Origin of the sequence: Solitalea koreensis, assembly GCF_900182575.1 — a bacterium.
In the GTDB taxonomy this organism is placed as follows: Bacteria; Bacteroidota; Bacteroidia; order Sphingobacteriales; family Sphingobacteriaceae; genus Solitalea; species Solitalea koreensis.
Window position 1 is genome coordinate 329,986 of record NZ_FXSZ01000003.1, and the last position, 14,619, is coordinate 344,604.

The window sequence follows — 14,619 nt, forward strand, 5'->3', positions numbered from 1 at the left end:
TTAGAGTTATAAGTTTTGAGCCTACTACTTATCACTTACAACTTTTTACAGGCACCCCTGGGAGCAAAGATAAGCGGAGTTTTGAAATATGCGTATTACGAATGAGAATTGCATTGTAATTTCGATTCGCAATACGCATATCATCAGGCTACCAAATTTTCACTCTTAAACTGTCTTCTCTCCACATCGGATCACCTTTTTTAACGCCAAATGCTTGGTAAAATGAGGGAATATTCGCAAACGGGCCGTTTACGCGCAAGTTGCCGGGAGCATGCACATCCGTCATGATTTGATTGGCAAGGCTTTCATCGCGTTGATGACCAAGCCATCCTAAGGCATAGCCCAAATAATAACGTTGAGCAGGAGTTAAGCCATCTATTTTTTTACCTTCCTTATACTGTTTGGTTTTTACAAATGCGTCCCATCCTAATAAGACGCCACCTAAATCGGCAATGTTTTCTCCTTGTGAAGCCTCTCCATTAACATGCAAACTATCCAGTATTTTAAACTCGTTAAACTGACGGACAATCATTTTGCAGCGTTGTCTGAATTTAATGGAGTCTTCTTTAGTCCACCAGGTTTTTAAGTTACCGTTCTCATCAAATTGACTTCCCTGATCGTCAAAGCCATGCGTAATTTCGTGACCAATAGTAGAAGCTGCAGCATACCCATAAACCACAGCATCGTCAATGTCTTCATCCTTCCAGCCGGGTATAACAAATATGCCGGCCGGCAAAACGATCTCATTGTTAGAAGGATTATAGTAGGCATTATAGGTTTGTGGAGTCATGTCCCACTCGGTACGGTCAACCGGTTTGCCCAGTTTGTTAATGTTAAAGTTGTATAGAAATTCGCCGGCACGTTTCATGTTTAATACATAAGGGCCGCGATCAATCTGTAAGGTTGAAAAATCTTTCCATTTATCAGGATAGCCTACCTTTTTGGTGATTTTTGCAAGTTTGGCTAATGCCTTTTCCTTTGTAGGAGCGCTCATCCAGTCGAGTTTTTTGATACGTTCTTTGTAAGCATCGCGAATGGCTTCTACTAACTCTTCATAACGTTTTTTGGTTTTCTCAGGAAAATACTCTTTCACGAATAATTGACCCAGTACTTCTCCCATAGCATTTTCTTCAGCGGTAAGAACACGTTTCCATCTCGGACGTTGCTCTTTTTTGCCGGTTAATACGGTTCCGTAAAAACGAAAGTTTTCGTTATCGATGGCTTTATTAAGATATGGAGCCGAGGCGTTTATGTAATTCCAGCGCAGGTAGTTTTTCCAGTCGTTTATTGAAATGCTTTTCAAACTTGTTTCCATTTGTTTTAAGAATTCGGGTTGGCCAACAATAACCGTGTTGATGTTTTTTACCCTCATCTTGGCAAAAAGGTCATTCCAGTTGATTGACGGTGTGAGTTTGTTCAACTCAGCGATCGTCATTTTGTTATAGTTTTTGTACGGATCACGTAGGTCCTCAAGTTTTCTTGAAGATTTTGCCAAGCCTTCTTCCAGTTTGTAAGTGCCTTCTGCTGCAGTCTTTGAAGTGCCTTCATTCATCCCCGAAAGTTTGAACATGTTCACTAAATGATTGCTGCGATAGTCACTCCGAACTTTTGCAGTGTGATTGTCAGTATTGAAATAATAATCCCTGTCTGGTAAACCGATTCCGCCTTGATTAAGGTATAGGGCCATTACGTCACTGTTCTTTAAATCCTGTGCCACAAACATGCTGAATAACGGACCGTTTCCAAGTGTATGCTGATAGGCAATTTCATTAAGCACACCCGTAATATCCTTGATAGAGTTTATTCGATTAAGATCAGTGTAGATAGGTTGGATACCCTGCTTTTCAATGTCAACAGTGTCCATTCCACTGTGCCAAAAGTCGCCGATTTTTTGAGAGTTGCTGCCCTTGGTAGCATTCTCTTTCAAGGCATCTTCATTGATTTTTCTTAATCTGTTATATACTTCATCGTTTACCAAGTTTCCAATGCCCCAACGGCTATAGGCAGCCGGAATCGGATTCTTTTTTATCCAGGAGCCATTGGCATAAGAGAAAAAGTCAGTAGCAGGGTTTATGGTAGTATCGATATTTTCTTTCACAAGATCTTTTGATGCCGTGTTTCCTGATTTACACGCTGTAAATAAGGAGCATGCCAATAGGGCAAGGCCAAGCCAATTATGTGTCGTTTTTAGGTTCATGTTTAGGTCTGTTCTTTTGTGTAGATTTTTCTAGTGTACTAAGATAACTGTTTGCCAAAATGTTATATGAGGTTTTTACTGAATTTCGGGGAATATTTAACTCAATTGCTGCGCTTTATTTCTACGGTTCAATGCTCTCAATAGAGATTAAACTGCATAAAATGAGCTTTTTGTTAACTCTGTATTGGTTTAGATAAAGGTAGCCGATCAGGCATGGTGATTGTAAAAATATTAGTACAGGATCCCTCTCGTGAAATGAATAAACTTTACTCAATTAAATAAAAGTTCTCATTTAATAGTGTTATTATGAAAAAGTCGAGCTTAAGTCTAATGGCAGTGGCTGCAGTTGCAGTAAGTCTAGTTGCTTATAAAATTGATGGTAGCGGCGGAGTGAAGGGAACGGTAGTTCCGGCGGAAGCAGCAACACAAGCAATGGCCGTAGCTGGAACAGATACCATTAAGGTTGCTATAACTGCAGGAGTTTTTGAATTCAAAGATTTAAAAGCTGGTGGATATAAAATTATTATTGATGCGGTTGAACCATTAAAAGATGTGCAATTTGATGTGGCCGTGCAAGAGAATAAGATAATTGATGTCGGTAGCATTAATATACAATAAAAAACCTGTTAAACTAGATTAAAGAGGTTGGTCGCAATTGCGCGATTGCCTCTTTTTTTTATGGAAAATTCATATGGTTTTGAGTTTTTTAATACTTCATTCATATTATAAGAACAATTGCCTTTAAAAAAATGTATTTTGTTTCTGTGTTTTTTTGAAATCCAATTAGTTATTGGAGTTCTGAAAAAAAGTAAAATAATCTCCTTAACTATCAATTGAAAATGCTAGTTTTGCACAATTTTTAGACTCCCTTCAAGAAATGCCAAGAAACGAAAGTATCAAATCTGTCCTCATTATCGGTTCTGGTCCCATTATTATTGGCCAGGCATGCGAATTCGATTATTCAGGTTCTCAAGCAGCACTATCATTAAAAGAAGAAGGTATAGAGGTTTCGATTATTAACTCGAACCCTGCTACCATCATGACCGACAAAGTGATAGGTGATCATGTATATCTGCTCCCTTTAACTTGCGAAAGTATAGAGCAAATTTTGCAAGAACGTAAAATTGACGCTGTATTGCCAACTATGGGCGGACAAACGGCCTTAAACCTTGCTATTGAAGGTGAGGAACGCGGCCTTTGGGCTAAGTATGGCGTAAAGGTTATTGGAGTTGATACTGCAGCAATCGAGAAAACAGAAAATCGTGAAGCATTCCGTCAGTTAATGGTGGATATTGGAGTAGGCGTTGCCCCTTCAAAAATTGCCAACTCTTTTCTGGAAGGAAAAGAAGCTGCTCAGGGAATCGGTTTCCCATTGGTTATTCGACCTTCATACACGCTTGGAGGCTCTGGTGGCGGTTTTGTTCATAAAAAAGAAGATTTTGACGCAGCCTTGAACCGTGGTTTACAAGCATCGCCTACACATGAGGTTTTGGTTGAGAAAGCCGTTTTAGGTTGGAAAGAATACGAATTGGAATTGCTGCGCGACAGCAATGATAATGTGATTATTATCTGTTCTATCGAGAACTTTGACCCGATGGGAATCCATACAGGTGACTCAATCACGGTAGCTCCTGCAATGACCCTTTCTGATCGTTGTTATCAGGAAATGCGTAATCAGGCTATTAAAATGATGCGTGCTATCGGTACGTTTGCCGGTGGATGTAATGTGCAGTTTTCGGTAAACCCAGAGGATGAGGCCATTATCGCAATTGAAATTAATCCGCGTGTATCTCGTTCATCAGCGCTTGCCTCTAAAGCAACCGGTTATCCTATCGCTAAAATTGCTGCGAAACTGGCTATCGGATACAACTTGGATGAAATCGAGAATCAGATTACAAAAACCACTTCTGCCTACTTTGAGCCTGCACTTGATTACGTGATCGTTAAAATCCCTCGTTTTAACTTCCAAAAATTCAAAGGTGCAAATAAAGAATTGGGCCTACAGATGAAATCAGTAGGTGAGGTGATGGCAATTGGGCGCAGCTTTAACGAAGCTTTGCAAAAAGCCTGTCAGTCACTTGAAATTAGCCGTAACGGGTTAGGAGCTGATAGTAAGCATGAGAAAAATCTGGATGAGATCATGTACAACCTGGAGCATCCAAGTTGGGATCGTTTATTCCATGTAAAAGATGCTTTAGCAATGGGAGTTCCAATTACTTCTATTCAAAAAGCAACCAAAATTGATCGGTGGTTCCTGATGCAAATTCAGGATCTTGTTCATATGGAGTTGGAAATTAAGCGTTATGCGCTTAACAACCTGCCTAAAGGTTTACTGATTCGCGCAAAGCAAAACGGATACTCTGATCTTCAATTAGCTTATTTGCTAGGTGTTGAGGAAGATGAGGTTTACGATAAACGTAAGCAATTAGGAGTTCACCGTACCTACAAAATGGTGGATACTTGTGCGGCTGAATTCGCGGCACAAACGCCATATTATTATTCAACTTTCGAAGGCGAAAATGAATCAAAATCTTCTGGTAAGAAAAAGATCATTGTATTAGGCTCAGGTCCAAACCGTATCGGTCAGGGTATTGAGTTTGATTACTCCTGTGTTCACGGTTTAATCGCGTCAAAAGAGGCGGGTTACGAGGCGATCATGGTTAACTGTAATCCTGAAACCGTATCAACCGACTTTAACATGGCTGATAAGCTTTACTTTGAGCCTGTATTCTGGGAGCACGTTCGTGAAATCATTGAACTGGAAAAACCAGTAGGTGTTATTGTTCAGCTAGGTGGTCAAACGGCCTTGAAAATGGCTGAAAAGTTAACCGAAAAAGGAATCCGTATCATCGGTACTTCTTTCGAAAACATGGACTTGGCCGAAGATCGTGGTCGTTTCTCTGATTTATTGAAAGAACTTGGTATTCCTTATCCAAATTACGGTGTTGCGCATTCTGCTGATGAAGCCATTAAAGTTGCTAATGAAGTAGGCTATCCTGTACTGGTTCGTCCTAGTTACGTTTTAGGCGGACAAGGGATGGAAATTGTGATCAATGACGAAGAGTTGGAGCATGCAGTAGTGAAACTGCTGCGTCATATGCCTGACAATAAAATTTTGATCGACCACTTCCTTGATCGTGCCGAAGAAGCTGAATCTGATGCCATTTGTGATGGCGATGATGTTCACATCGTTGGTTTGATGGAACATATTGAACCTGCAGGTATTCACTCTGGAGATTCAAGTGCAGTCTTGCCTCCTTTCAGTCTTTCTGAATCGGTAACTAGCCAGATGAGGGAGTATACTAAGAAAATTGCGAAGGCAATGAATGTTCTCGGGTTATTAAATATCCAGTTTGCTATCAAAAATGAGAAGGTATATGTGATCGAAGCTAATCCTCGCGCGTCACGTACGGTACCTTTTATTGCAAAAGCATACGACGTTCCATTTATCAATATCGCTACTAAAGTAATGTTGGGTGAAAACAAACTGAAGGATTTCACTATCGTTGAGAAACTGAATGGTTATGCAATCAAAGAGCCTGTTTTCTCATTTGATAAATTCCCTGAAGTAAATAAAGAATTAGGTCCTGAAATGAAATCAACAGGTGAAGCTATTCGTTTCATCAAAGATTTAGAAGATCCTTTCTTCCGTCATTTGTACAAAGAGAAATCAATGTACTTGAGTAAGTAAGATACAAGACGCAAGACAATGGTTTCTGAATAAAACAAAAGAGGTTTTCCGGATAACGGAAGACCTCTTTGTTTAGGACTCAACTCCGCCTATCATAACCCTATGTTTGCTTCACTTGCTCCAAAAACTAGTAATCATTCATTATTAGCTTCATAATAGCCAATTTATATTAATATTTTAGCCGTTAGAATTTAAATCCCATGCAAGAGTATATTCAGGTTGCGCCGGTAGCTTCGGCCATTTTTGCTTTTACCGTTTTTACGAGTCTTTACGCATTATTTGTTAACCATGATGTAACGTATCAGTTGAGTTTACATCCGTATAGCATTAACCGTGGAAGTCGTTATTATACCATTTTAACTAGTGGTTTGGTTCACGCTGATATTGGTCACTTGTTGTTTAATATGATGACCTTTTACTTTTTTGCATTTAGGCTCGAAGCAACCATTGGTCATTGGCAGTTCGCACTTTTGTATACGGCTGGCTTAATATTAAGTGATGTGTCAACGATTGCTAAGTACAAGAACAGTATTCATTATTACAGTTTGGGCGCATCGGGAGCAATTTCTGCGGTTTTGTTCAGTTATATTCTGTTTGATCCGCTTACCAAATTATACATCATGTTCATCCCGATTGGTATACCGGCTGTTATTTTTGGACCCATCTATCTTGCTTATTGCGTTTATGCGTCACGTCATGGCCGCGATAATATTAATCACGATGCCCATTTTTACGGCGCAGTAACGGGCATTGTTCTCACCATTTTGTTGTTTCCATCCATAATTGGGTATTTCATGGGAACAATAATGACAGCCTTAAATTAGGTCTTACGATTTGTACGAAGTCACAGACTTCATGCAGTCTTTCGCACGCGTTGCAAACGCGCGCGAGCAAGGACAAGGGTGCCTTCTACTCAGAATGGTGCCATACAATACATTAGAGCCCATTGGAATGAAAGACATTAGCAAAAAGATAGAATCATTCAGAGAGAAAAATTCTATTGTATTACAATTGATAGGAATAGCAGTTATAGTAGGTGCTTTTATAATTATGGTTCTTATTAATGAAGAAAGATTTAAAAGAAGAACGGAAATTAGTAATGCTGTAATAGTTAAAATAGGTTCTACTAATAGGGGGGAGTTAACGCTAGATTATGAGTTCAGGTTACAAGATCGATTATATAAAGGAGGAGGAGTTTATAGTGTGATATCTATCAATTCTTCTGATTTTAGAGGTCGATCTTTTCCTGTGATTTATGAGAAAAATAAACCTGAGAATAATGGATTGCTCTTGGCTCCATCAGATTTGCAGAATACAATATTCCTTATCCAGATAGTTTACAATGGGTGAAGGACAAATATTTTAGTGGGAAATAATCAGATGTAACGCGCGCACGTTTGTAATGCGTGCAAAATACTGTAAAGCGTTTGAAACGCGTATAAATAGACTGCTGATTTTGGATTTTTCGAACGGTCGACTGGATTAAACCGGTAATTCTACCACCTCATTAAACTCACCGTTTTCATTGAGTAATAAACTCATGGGTTGTTCCGGGTTTTTAATGATCTCAAATTTTACAAAGCCCCAGCGTTTCCAAAATGCCTCTAATACTTGTGCATAAACTTTGTTTTGCCATGGATCAAAAAGCGCTTTAGTTTGACTGCCATGTAAAGGCATGGAACTAATGGTATAAGGTTCATTGGGTTGGGTAGGAGGCAAGGTAATGTATCTTGGAACGCGGTTGAACAGGTATGCCGAATAATAAAGCTTTGCACAGAATTCCTGAAACTGAGCTGGATGAAGTTTTTTGCCTTTTATTTTCTCCATTAATTCACGGTGGTAGCGTTTATTTTCTCCGTTATCTTGCATGCAAATGAGTATACCGAAACCATTCATCTGCAGGGAGAAAATCAACGTATTCATCTCATCACGGTAATCGAAGAGGTCGGCTCCTTGCTCCACTTCAAATACAAAAACGCTCCAAGGAGTAAAATCTTCAAATACCATCGGCAGCCGCATCGATTGCAAAAGTAAATGATGGTTTGTGAATTTATCAATTAGGCCGGCATTCATGTTCAATGGTTCATGCGCAGGTTTTTCCAATAGAGCCACCTGTATCTCATTGAAAATAATTCCATACATAATCTTTCCAAACCAATGGAAAATATCTTCTTCCGGAAGCTGTTTCACGGCAGCATAACCCGCTGTAAAAGCTGTTTCAATCTTTTTTTCCAGCGGATCAATAATGCTTTCTTTTACCTCAGTGCTGCAAGGTAATTTAAGCTTACCATAAGTGCTAAATTGCTCGTTCAGGAGTTTGAAAGGCTGATCGGTTAGTTTAAAACGGTTTTGTAGCCATAACGGGAACACTTCGATTTTTTGGTCAGCTGATGGTAATGCTTCGCCACTAAGGAAACAGGTTTTATTGCCGAAGTTAAAAGTTTCGAAAGGAGAGTACTGCACGTGTATGTTGTTGATCTGAAAAAACAGCTAATGGATTAGAATGTTTTCGGTTGGTAGTGTATATGAAGAAATTCACTACAGAGGCCAGATTCATAAATAATCCGGCGCCTGTTTATGAAATATGTATTTATTTAAACCTTTTTAACCTTTATTGCATTTGGTCCTTTTAGGCCCATTTCGGTTTCAAAAGTTACTTTGTCATTTTCTTTGATAGCATCAACAAGGCCATTAATATGAACAAAAATGCTCTCTTGAGTAGTTGTATCTTTAATAAAACCGTAACCTTTTGAGTCGTTAAAGAAAGTTACTGTTCCGTTTCTTGGACCTTCAGGTTGTTCAACAGCCTCTTGTCTGGAAATGCCAATCTGGATGTCTTCTGCATTAACGGTTTTCTTTTTTGATGGATCTGGTGGGGTAGAGGAAATATTTCCATTTTCATCAACATACGCAAGCATATCCTCAAAGCTTTTGGCTTTTCCTGCATTGGCTTTGCGTTCTTCCTTCTTTTGCTCTTTTTCCTTCTGTTTTTTTAATCTGTTCTTTTCGTTTTCCTTTTTACCAAATGATTCGGTTGATCTACCCATAGTTTACTTTTACTTTTGTTATGTTGTGAGTTGCAAAGGTAATAATTTTAAAATGAGATACTTATATTATTCTGAAGATACTTGAAAAGCTAAGGTTCAATGTATTAGGACAATGTTCTCTTCGGATTAATTCACATAATACCGCTTCAACTTGTTTGTTAACTGATCGTAAATAGGTTTGGTAAACTCTAAAAATAAATCCTGAGGAGGCGGAGGCAGCAGCTCCCGTCGCTTGCAGATTTCGCGTTGATTCTTGGTTAATGCACGCTCATCGCCACGATATGAGCCCCATTCATAGGCCCAAACAAAAGTTCCGGGTATCTGGTCTTGATTAATTACCTGGTTGTTATGGGGATCGATCATGCGAATATTCAGCATTCCTGAGGTAGAGACTTCTTTGCGGAAAATAGATACTTTGGCCTTTACAATTCCTTTAATTTCTTTGCCTTCTAATTTCCCAACTACAACCGTATCGCTTTTTGCTTCAAAATTATTCTCTTTAACGAAGGTATTACCAACGATATACTCGTCAAAAGCGAATTGTAAAATCTGATCAGGCTGTTTTAAGCCCGTTTTATTAAATTCTTCCGGTGGATAAAAGGCTACAAAGGCGTTTCGTTGATTCGATAAATTGCCTAAGTATTTACCAACTTGCTCTCTGAAATAGGCATCGCTCAAACTAAATTTCTGACTGCGTACCGGAATGTCTTCAACTACCACTTTCAATGTAGCTGCCCAACGTGCATCTTCGGCAAGTTTGAGCGCATCCTTAAAATCACCGCCCGACAAATCATTGGCAGCTAAAAAGTGATAGTAGGCATCTTTGGCTGCTTGTCGATCTCCTGCTGCCAAGGCACGATTACCTAATTCGTAACGAACTTGGGCGCCACTGATTCTTGCTTCGTTTTCTTCATTGGTGTAATCGTTAAAATTGGTGATTAGTTTCAATGCTGCAGGGCAATGGCGCAAAAGCTGAACCATATTGTTTAATGATTGATACTCGCGGACAACCGTTTCCCAGCGATAGATATCGTTCGAGAGTTTGGCTTGTTTAATGGTTAAGAGATGGTCTTCCTGTGCAAAATGATAAGCTTCGCGAACAACGGCCGAAGCTTTTTTATCCTTCGGATCTTTTTGCAAGCGACTTATTGATTGTTGAAAAGCCTTATCATAATTGCCTTTATCAAAAGTGCTTTTGGGAGAAGAACACGATATTATAAAACAGACTATAAGAGCTAAGGGTAAAAGTTTTGACATAGTATGTTGGTCTTGGTTATTTTACTAACAATAGTACAGCTTATAATTTAATATTAATTCCTTTAAAAATCATTTCTCGGATAAGCGAGCCTAGTTTTATTTTCATTAAACTAATGTCATATTTACATAATTTAACAATTATGAAACTCAATTTCAAAGCGATTGATTTACAGCTAAAGTATCCGTTTACCATAGCTAACTTTTCGCGAACATCAACCCCTGTTATACTTACGCAAATTGAACACGAGGGGATAATTGGTTATGGTGAAGCTTCTATGCCGCCTTACTTGGGGGAGTCACACCAAACGGCTATTAGCTTTCTTTCTAAAATTAACTTAACATCATTTAAGCCGGAAAATACTGAAGAAATATTAAAATATGTGGATGAACTTGTTCCCGGAAATCCATCGGTTAAGGCGGCTATTGATATCGCTTTGCATGATTTATTGGGGAAGCTCCAAAACAAACCTTGTTATGAATTTTTCGGATCCCAACCCATTCTTATGCCCGCTACAAGTATTACCATTGGCATTGATACTCCTGATGTAATCAGAGAAAAAGTGAAGGGTACATCCGGTTTTAAATTTCTAAAAGTGAAACTGGGCAAAGGCAACGATAAAGAAATGATTGAAACAATTCGCTCGGTTACGGATAAGCCTTTGTACGTAGATGCAAATCAAGGTTGGATAGATAAAAACCAAGCCTTGGAAATGACGCACTGGCTGGCTGATCGAGGAGTGATTTTCGTGGAACAAGGAATGCCCAAACAAATGGTGGATGAAAATGCCTGGCTGACAGAGCATAGCCCGATTCCAACATTTGGAGATGAAGCTGTACAGCGGTTTAATGATGTTGAACGCGCCAAGGGGGTGTATTCAGGAATAAATATAAAACTGATGAAATGCACCGGCATGCATGAAGCCTCCAAAATGATTAAAAAAGCACGTAACCTTAACCTTAAAATTATGATAGGTTGCATGAGCGAAACATCATGCGCAATTTTAGCCGCTGCTGCTCTGGCTCCGCTTTGTGATTACGCTGATTTAGATGGTCCGTGGATGACCATAAATAAACCTTTTGCCGATCCGGAATTGGTAGATGGCAAAATTATTTTAAGTAAAAAGCCAGGTCTCGGATTAACATTTAATTGAATGGTTTTAGTAAATTGAATACATGCAATTCATAATCCATGAAGCCTCATCCTGATCTTTCTTACCTCAAAAAAATACGCACTGATCTTCACAATAATCAGCTTGTTGCAGAACTTGAATTGTGGAAATTTCTTAAAAACAGGCGACTAAAAAAACGACTTTTTAAGCGCAAACATCGCGTAGGTGAATTTGTGTTTGATTTCTATTGTCCGGAAGAACATCTCGCCGTAGGCCTGGTTTCTGATCAAGATAAGGATAAAGAACTATTCTTAAAGGATCAAGAAATGAAGTGCATCATGATTGAATGCAAGAACGTATTTGAAAACATAGAAGAAGTGTTAAATACAATAGCTGCTGCGTTTAACAACAGTAAAAATGAAATGGTTCGATCGGAAATTTGAGTTTACTTTTTCGGCAGATTATCTTCCGAGCATTTTGGAACGACTTTCAGGAACTCCTGCCCGTTTGGAGGAGAAGTTATCGTCAATCCCAAAGATTATTCATTCTAACCGGTTTGATAATGCCTGGTCGATTAAAGAAAACATTGGTCACTTGATCGATTTAGAGCCACTGTGGATTACCAGAGTGGAGCAGATTCTGGAAGGAGAGGAGCAGTTAATGCCAACTGATTTACGGAATAGGAAAACGGATGAGGCTAACCATAATGCAGTTAAACTTTCCAGGCTCTTGCTTGATTTTAGAAAGATCCGACAGCAGTTCGTGGAACTATTGAAGTCAGTCCCTAAAGATAAGTTAGAGAATTTTGCTCTTCATCCACGGCTTCAACAACCAATGCGTATTATTGATATTGCCTATTTTACAGCCGAACACGACGATCATCATTTGGCCCGAATAACTGAAATTTCTAACCATTTAATGTAATTAAAATGTATACACATATTTTAAAAGGGTTTCTGGAGAGGGACCTTGAACTCTTAAAAAAGGAAATTACGGCCTATCAAAACGAAGAAAACATCTGGAAGGTAAACGGCTCCATTCATAACTCAGCAGGCAACCTTTGTTTGCATTTAGTGGGTAATTTGAACCATTTTATTGGAACTGCTCTAGGGAATAGCGGATATGTTCGCGATCGCGATGCAGAGTTCTCGATTAAAAACGTTAGCAGAGAAGAGTTGCTAAAAATGGTTCACGATACGCAGGTTGTAGTTGCCGCCACCTTGAATAACCTTACCGATGCTGATCTGGAGAAGGATTTTCCGTATGAAGTAATGAATCAGCATTGGAAAAATGCTCATTTTCTATTTCATCTGTCCACTCACTTAACTTACCACTTGGGGCAAATTAACTACCACCGTAGACTACTGGATTAAAAGCTAAAGCCTTTTCTGCTAGTTACAATGGACGAATTGTCACGCTGAGCTGAAATCATGCGTTTTTACAAGACTAACTGCAGTTGATACCTCTTTAAAAACATTAACTAGAGTTTAATAGACTTGTTAATTACTTCTTTTGCTTTAGTTAAATCTTCAGGTGTGTCAATGCCTACGGTGGCAAAATCAGTAACGATCATTTTCATAGGGATGCCATTTTCCAGGTAACGCAAACATTCAATGCTTTCTGCATTTTCAAGTGGACTCACCGGTAGTTTGGTAATGCGAAGCAGGGCATCTTTGCGAAAGGCATAAATACCGATGTGTTTATAAAAACGAGTTTTTGCCTCTTTATTACGAGGATAGGGAATAGGTGAGCGAGAAAAGAGAAGAGCATAGGAATTAAGATCAACGGCTACCTTAACATTGTTAGAGTTTTGAATAGAATCCCAATCGGTTATTTCATGCATGAGTGAAGCCACTTGTGTTTTTTTACCATCTTCACCGTTAAATGCAGCCAGCAGCTTCTCTAAGGGTTCGCGCTCGGTAAATGGTTCATCACCTTGTACATTCACTACAATATCAACATCCATATCCAAAACTGCTTCAGCGATTCGGTCAGAACCACACTCATGTTCTTTCTTGCTCATAATCGCTTTGCCGCCATTCGTTACAATTTCATCAAAAATAAGTTGGCTATCGGTAACAACGGCTACAATGTCAAATAATTGGGTTGCAACAGCTGCTTCGTATGTACGAAGAATTACTGTTTTGCCTTCTAAATCGGCCATAAGTTTGCCGGGAAAGCGAGTAGCTTTATAACGAGCAGGAATGAGAGCGGCTTTTTTCATGAAATTCAATGATATATTGTGTAATTCTTTATTGAACGAATGAGGAAAATATTCAGCAAAACTAATTATTCACCAATGAAATTTAGAACCCAACAACGAAATTTAACTATTTTAAAGTCGCTTCATTAGTTACATACCACTTATAGAATTGCTCCAATCCGGTATTTAAGTCTGTTTTAGGCGAATAATCAAGCAGGCGATGGGCTTTACTTATATCTGCATAGGTTTGAGGAACATCGCCGGGCTGCTCTGGTTGTCGATCAATAATCGCCTTTTTTCCGCAAGTGGCTTCAATTGATGCAATTAAATTCGATAGTGTAATTGTGTTATGGTTGCCGAGGTTAATGATTTCATACATTGATTTATCATAGTTAATGCAGGCTTTTATTCCTAAAATGATATCATCGATATAGGTGTAATCTCTACTGGTACTTCCATCTCCAAAAACCGGAATGGGCTGTTCGTTGATTATTGATTTAAAAAACTTGTGTATGGCTAGGTCAGGCCGTTGTGCCGGGCCATACACAGTAAAAAAACGGAGGGCTAAAAATCTAATTTCGTATAAATGGCTATACACATGGCCTAACTGCTCACATGAAAGTTTGGTAGAAGCATAAGGGCTTATTGGCATTAGAGGTTCGTTTTCTTTCCAGGGTGTATTAGGATTTACGCCGTACACGCTACTGGAAGAGGCAAAAACAAATTGTTTAATGCCTTGTCGCATCGCAAATTCCAACAAGTTTTGAGTTGCATTAACATTGGCGCGTTGATAAGCCAAGGGCTGTTCTATACTTGGGCGCACTCCGGCTTTACCTGCCAAATGAATAATTACATCAAATTTTTCGGTAAGTTGTTTTTTTAATTCATCGGCATCAGCTAAATCAAAGTCTAAAAATTTAACCTGCGGATGATGGATAAATGTTGAAATATTAAGTAGTTTTATTGCTTTTGGATAGAAGGAGTCGAAGTTGTCAACACAGGTTATTGAAACTTCATGGTCATTAATCAAACTTTTAATAAGCGAACTGCCTATGAAACCTGCTCCGCCGGTTACTAAAATGTGCTTCATGCTCCCGTAATGCGTTTAATGCTGT

14 protein-coding genes are annotated in these 14,619 nt (G+C 38.9%); 8 read left to right on the top strand and 6 right to left on the bottom strand.

Translation table 11 applies throughout. The features are described 5' to 3' along the window. Positions 1 to 148 precede the first annotated feature (148 nt). Positions 149 to 2,197 carry a M13 family metallopeptidase gene (locus tag FN756_RS06910; RefSeq protein WP_142602697.1) on the bottom strand — a complete coding sequence of 683 codons (2,049 nt, stop codon included), beginning with the start codon at positions 2,195 to 2,197 and terminating at the stop codon, positions 149 to 151. Positions 2,198 to 2,503: 306 nt separating this feature from the next. Between FN756_RS06910 and FN756_RS06915 the strand changes: the two genes are divergently transcribed. The 4 genes from FN756_RS06915 (at position 2,504) to FN756_RS06930 (ending at position 7,238) form a co-directional block, all read left to right on the top strand. Then, a complete protein-coding gene (locus tag FN756_RS06915; protein WP_142602699.1) occupies positions 2,504 to 2,815 on the top strand; it encodes a hypothetical protein in 312 nt (103 codons plus the stop codon). A 259-nt stretch (positions 2,816 to 3,074) separates the two neighbouring features. After that, entirely contained in the window at positions 3,075 to 5,888 is a 2,814-nt protein-coding gene (carB, locus tag FN756_RS06920; protein ID WP_142602701.1) for a carbamoyl-phosphate synthase large subunit, read from the top strand. A gap of 200 nt (positions 5,889 to 6,088) precedes the next feature. Beyond that, positions 6,089 to 6,712, top strand: a complete 624-nt coding sequence (locus FN756_RS06925; protein ID WP_142602703.1) for a rhomboid family intramembrane serine protease — start codon at positions 6,089 to 6,091, stop codon at positions 6,710 to 6,712. Between the two features lie 127 nt (positions 6,713 to 6,839). Further along, positions 6,840 to 7,238 carry a hypothetical protein gene (locus tag FN756_RS06930; protein ID WP_142602705.1) on the top strand — a complete coding sequence of 133 codons (399 nt, stop codon included), beginning with the start codon at positions 6,840 to 6,842 and terminating at the stop codon, positions 7,236 to 7,238. A gap of 132 nt (positions 7,239 to 7,370) precedes the next feature. Here the strand turns inward: FN756_RS06930 and FN756_RS06935 are convergent, their stop codons facing one another. The 3 genes from FN756_RS06935 to FN756_RS06945 all read right to left on the bottom strand — a co-directional run bounded on the left by FN756_RS06935 (position 7,371) and on the right by FN756_RS06945 (position 10,192). Continuing rightward, positions 7,371 to 8,351 (bottom strand): hypothetical protein, encoded by a 981-nt coding sequence (locus FN756_RS06935; protein WP_142602707.1) that lies wholly within the window; start codon positions 8,349 to 8,351, stop codon positions 7,371 to 7,373. A gap of 131 nt (positions 8,352 to 8,482) precedes the next feature. Further along, positions 8,483 to 8,935: a cold-shock protein gene (locus FN756_RS06940; protein ID WP_142602709.1), complete on the bottom strand. Its 453-nt coding sequence runs from the start codon at positions 8,933 to 8,935 to the stop codon at positions 8,483 to 8,485. Positions 8,936 to 9,061: 126 nt separating this feature from the next. Beyond that, on the bottom strand, positions 9,062 to 10,192 hold the full coding sequence (locus FN756_RS06945; RefSeq protein WP_142602711.1) for a hypothetical protein: 1,131 nt from the start codon (positions 10,190 to 10,192) through the stop codon (positions 9,062 to 9,064). Positions 10,193 to 10,332: 140 nt separating this feature from the next. On the opposite strand from FN756_RS06945, the gene FN756_RS06950 reads away from it, so the two are divergent. From FN756_RS06950 to FN756_RS06965, 4 genes are read left to right on the top strand one after another with little or no spacing between them, the layout of a single operon-like run. Next, positions 10,333 to 11,343 carry a dipeptide epimerase gene (locus FN756_RS06950; RefSeq protein WP_142602713.1) on the top strand — a complete coding sequence of 337 codons (1,011 nt, stop codon included), beginning with the start codon at positions 10,333 to 10,335 and terminating at the stop codon, positions 11,341 to 11,343. Between the two features lie 38 nt (positions 11,344 to 11,381). After that, a complete protein-coding gene (locus FN756_RS06955; RefSeq protein WP_142602715.1) occupies positions 11,382 to 11,744 on the top strand; it encodes an endonuclease domain-containing protein in 363 nt (120 codons plus the stop codon). Beyond that, positions 11,719 to 12,225 (top strand): DinB family protein, encoded by a 507-nt coding sequence (locus tag FN756_RS06960; protein ID WP_142602717.1) that lies wholly within the window; start codon positions 11,719 to 11,721, stop codon positions 12,223 to 12,225. The genes FN756_RS06955 and FN756_RS06960 overlap by 26 nt, the downstream gene beginning before the upstream one ends. A 5-nt stretch (positions 12,226 to 12,230) precedes the next feature. Beyond that, positions 12,231 to 12,674 carry a DinB family protein gene (locus FN756_RS06965; RefSeq protein ID WP_142602719.1) on the top strand — a complete coding sequence of 148 codons (444 nt, stop codon included), beginning with the start codon at positions 12,231 to 12,233 and terminating at the stop codon, positions 12,672 to 12,674. 107 nt (positions 12,675 to 12,781) lie between these two features. Here FN756_RS06965 and kdsB read toward each other — a convergent pair whose 3' ends face one another. Together kdsB and FN756_RS06975 are read right to left on the bottom strand one after the other, a co-directional pair. Then, entirely contained in the window at positions 12,782 to 13,525 is a 744-nt protein-coding gene (gene kdsB / locus FN756_RS06970) for a 3-deoxy-manno-octulosonate cytidylyltransferase (RefSeq protein ID WP_142602721.1), read from the bottom strand. Between the two features lie 106 nt (positions 13,526 to 13,631). Next, complete coding sequence (locus FN756_RS06975; RefSeq protein WP_142602723.1) at positions 13,632 to 14,594, bottom strand: GDP-mannose 4,6-dehydratase; 963 nt, start codon at positions 14,592 to 14,594, stop codon at positions 13,632 to 13,634. Between the last annotated feature and the right edge of the window lie 25 nt (positions 14,595 to 14,619).

Coding starts and splice junctions, on each gene's coding strand:
- FN756_RS06910 (WP_142602697.1), bottom strand. CDS start 2,197: ATGAACCTAAAAACGACACATAATTGGCTTGGCCTTGCCCTATTGGCA.
- FN756_RS06915 (WP_142602699.1), top strand. CDS start 2,504: ATGAAAAAGTCGAGCTTAAGTCTAATGGCAGTGGCTGCAGTTGCAGTA.
- carB (WP_142602701.1), top strand. CDS start 3,075: ATGCCAAGAAACGAAAGTATCAAATCTGTCCTCATTATCGGTTCTGGT.
- FN756_RS06925 (WP_142602703.1), top strand. CDS start 6,089: ATGCAAGAGTATATTCAGGTTGCGCCGGTAGCTTCGGCCATTTTTGCT.
- FN756_RS06930 (WP_142602705.1), top strand. CDS start 6,840: ATGAAAGACATTAGCAAAAAGATAGAATCATTCAGAGAGAAAAATTCT.
- FN756_RS06940 (WP_142602709.1), bottom strand. CDS start 8,935: ATGGGTAGATCAACCGAATCATTTGGTAAAAAGGAAAACGAAAAGAAC.
- FN756_RS06945 (WP_142602711.1), bottom strand. CDS start 10,192: ATGTCAAAACTTTTACCCTTAGCTCTTATAGTCTGTTTTATAATATCG.
- FN756_RS06950 (WP_142602713.1), top strand. CDS start 10,333: ATGAAACTCAATTTCAAAGCGATTGATTTACAGCTAAAGTATCCGTTT.
- FN756_RS06955 (WP_142602715.1), top strand. CDS start 11,382: ATGAAGCCTCATCCTGATCTTTCTTACCTCAAAAAAATACGCACTGAT.
- FN756_RS06960 (WP_142602717.1), top strand. CDS start 11,719: ATGAAATGGTTCGATCGGAAATTTGAGTTTACTTTTTCGGCAGATTAT.
- FN756_RS06965 (WP_142602719.1), top strand. CDS start 12,231: ATGTATACACATATTTTAAAAGGGTTTCTGGAGAGGGACCTTGAACTC.
- kdsB (WP_142602721.1), bottom strand. CDS start 13,525: ATGAAAAAAGCCGCTCTCATTCCTGCTCGTTATAAAGCTACTCGCTTT.
- FN756_RS06975 (WP_142602723.1), bottom strand. CDS start 14,594: ATGAAGCACATTTTAGTAACCGGCGGAGCAGGTTTCATAGGCAGTTCG.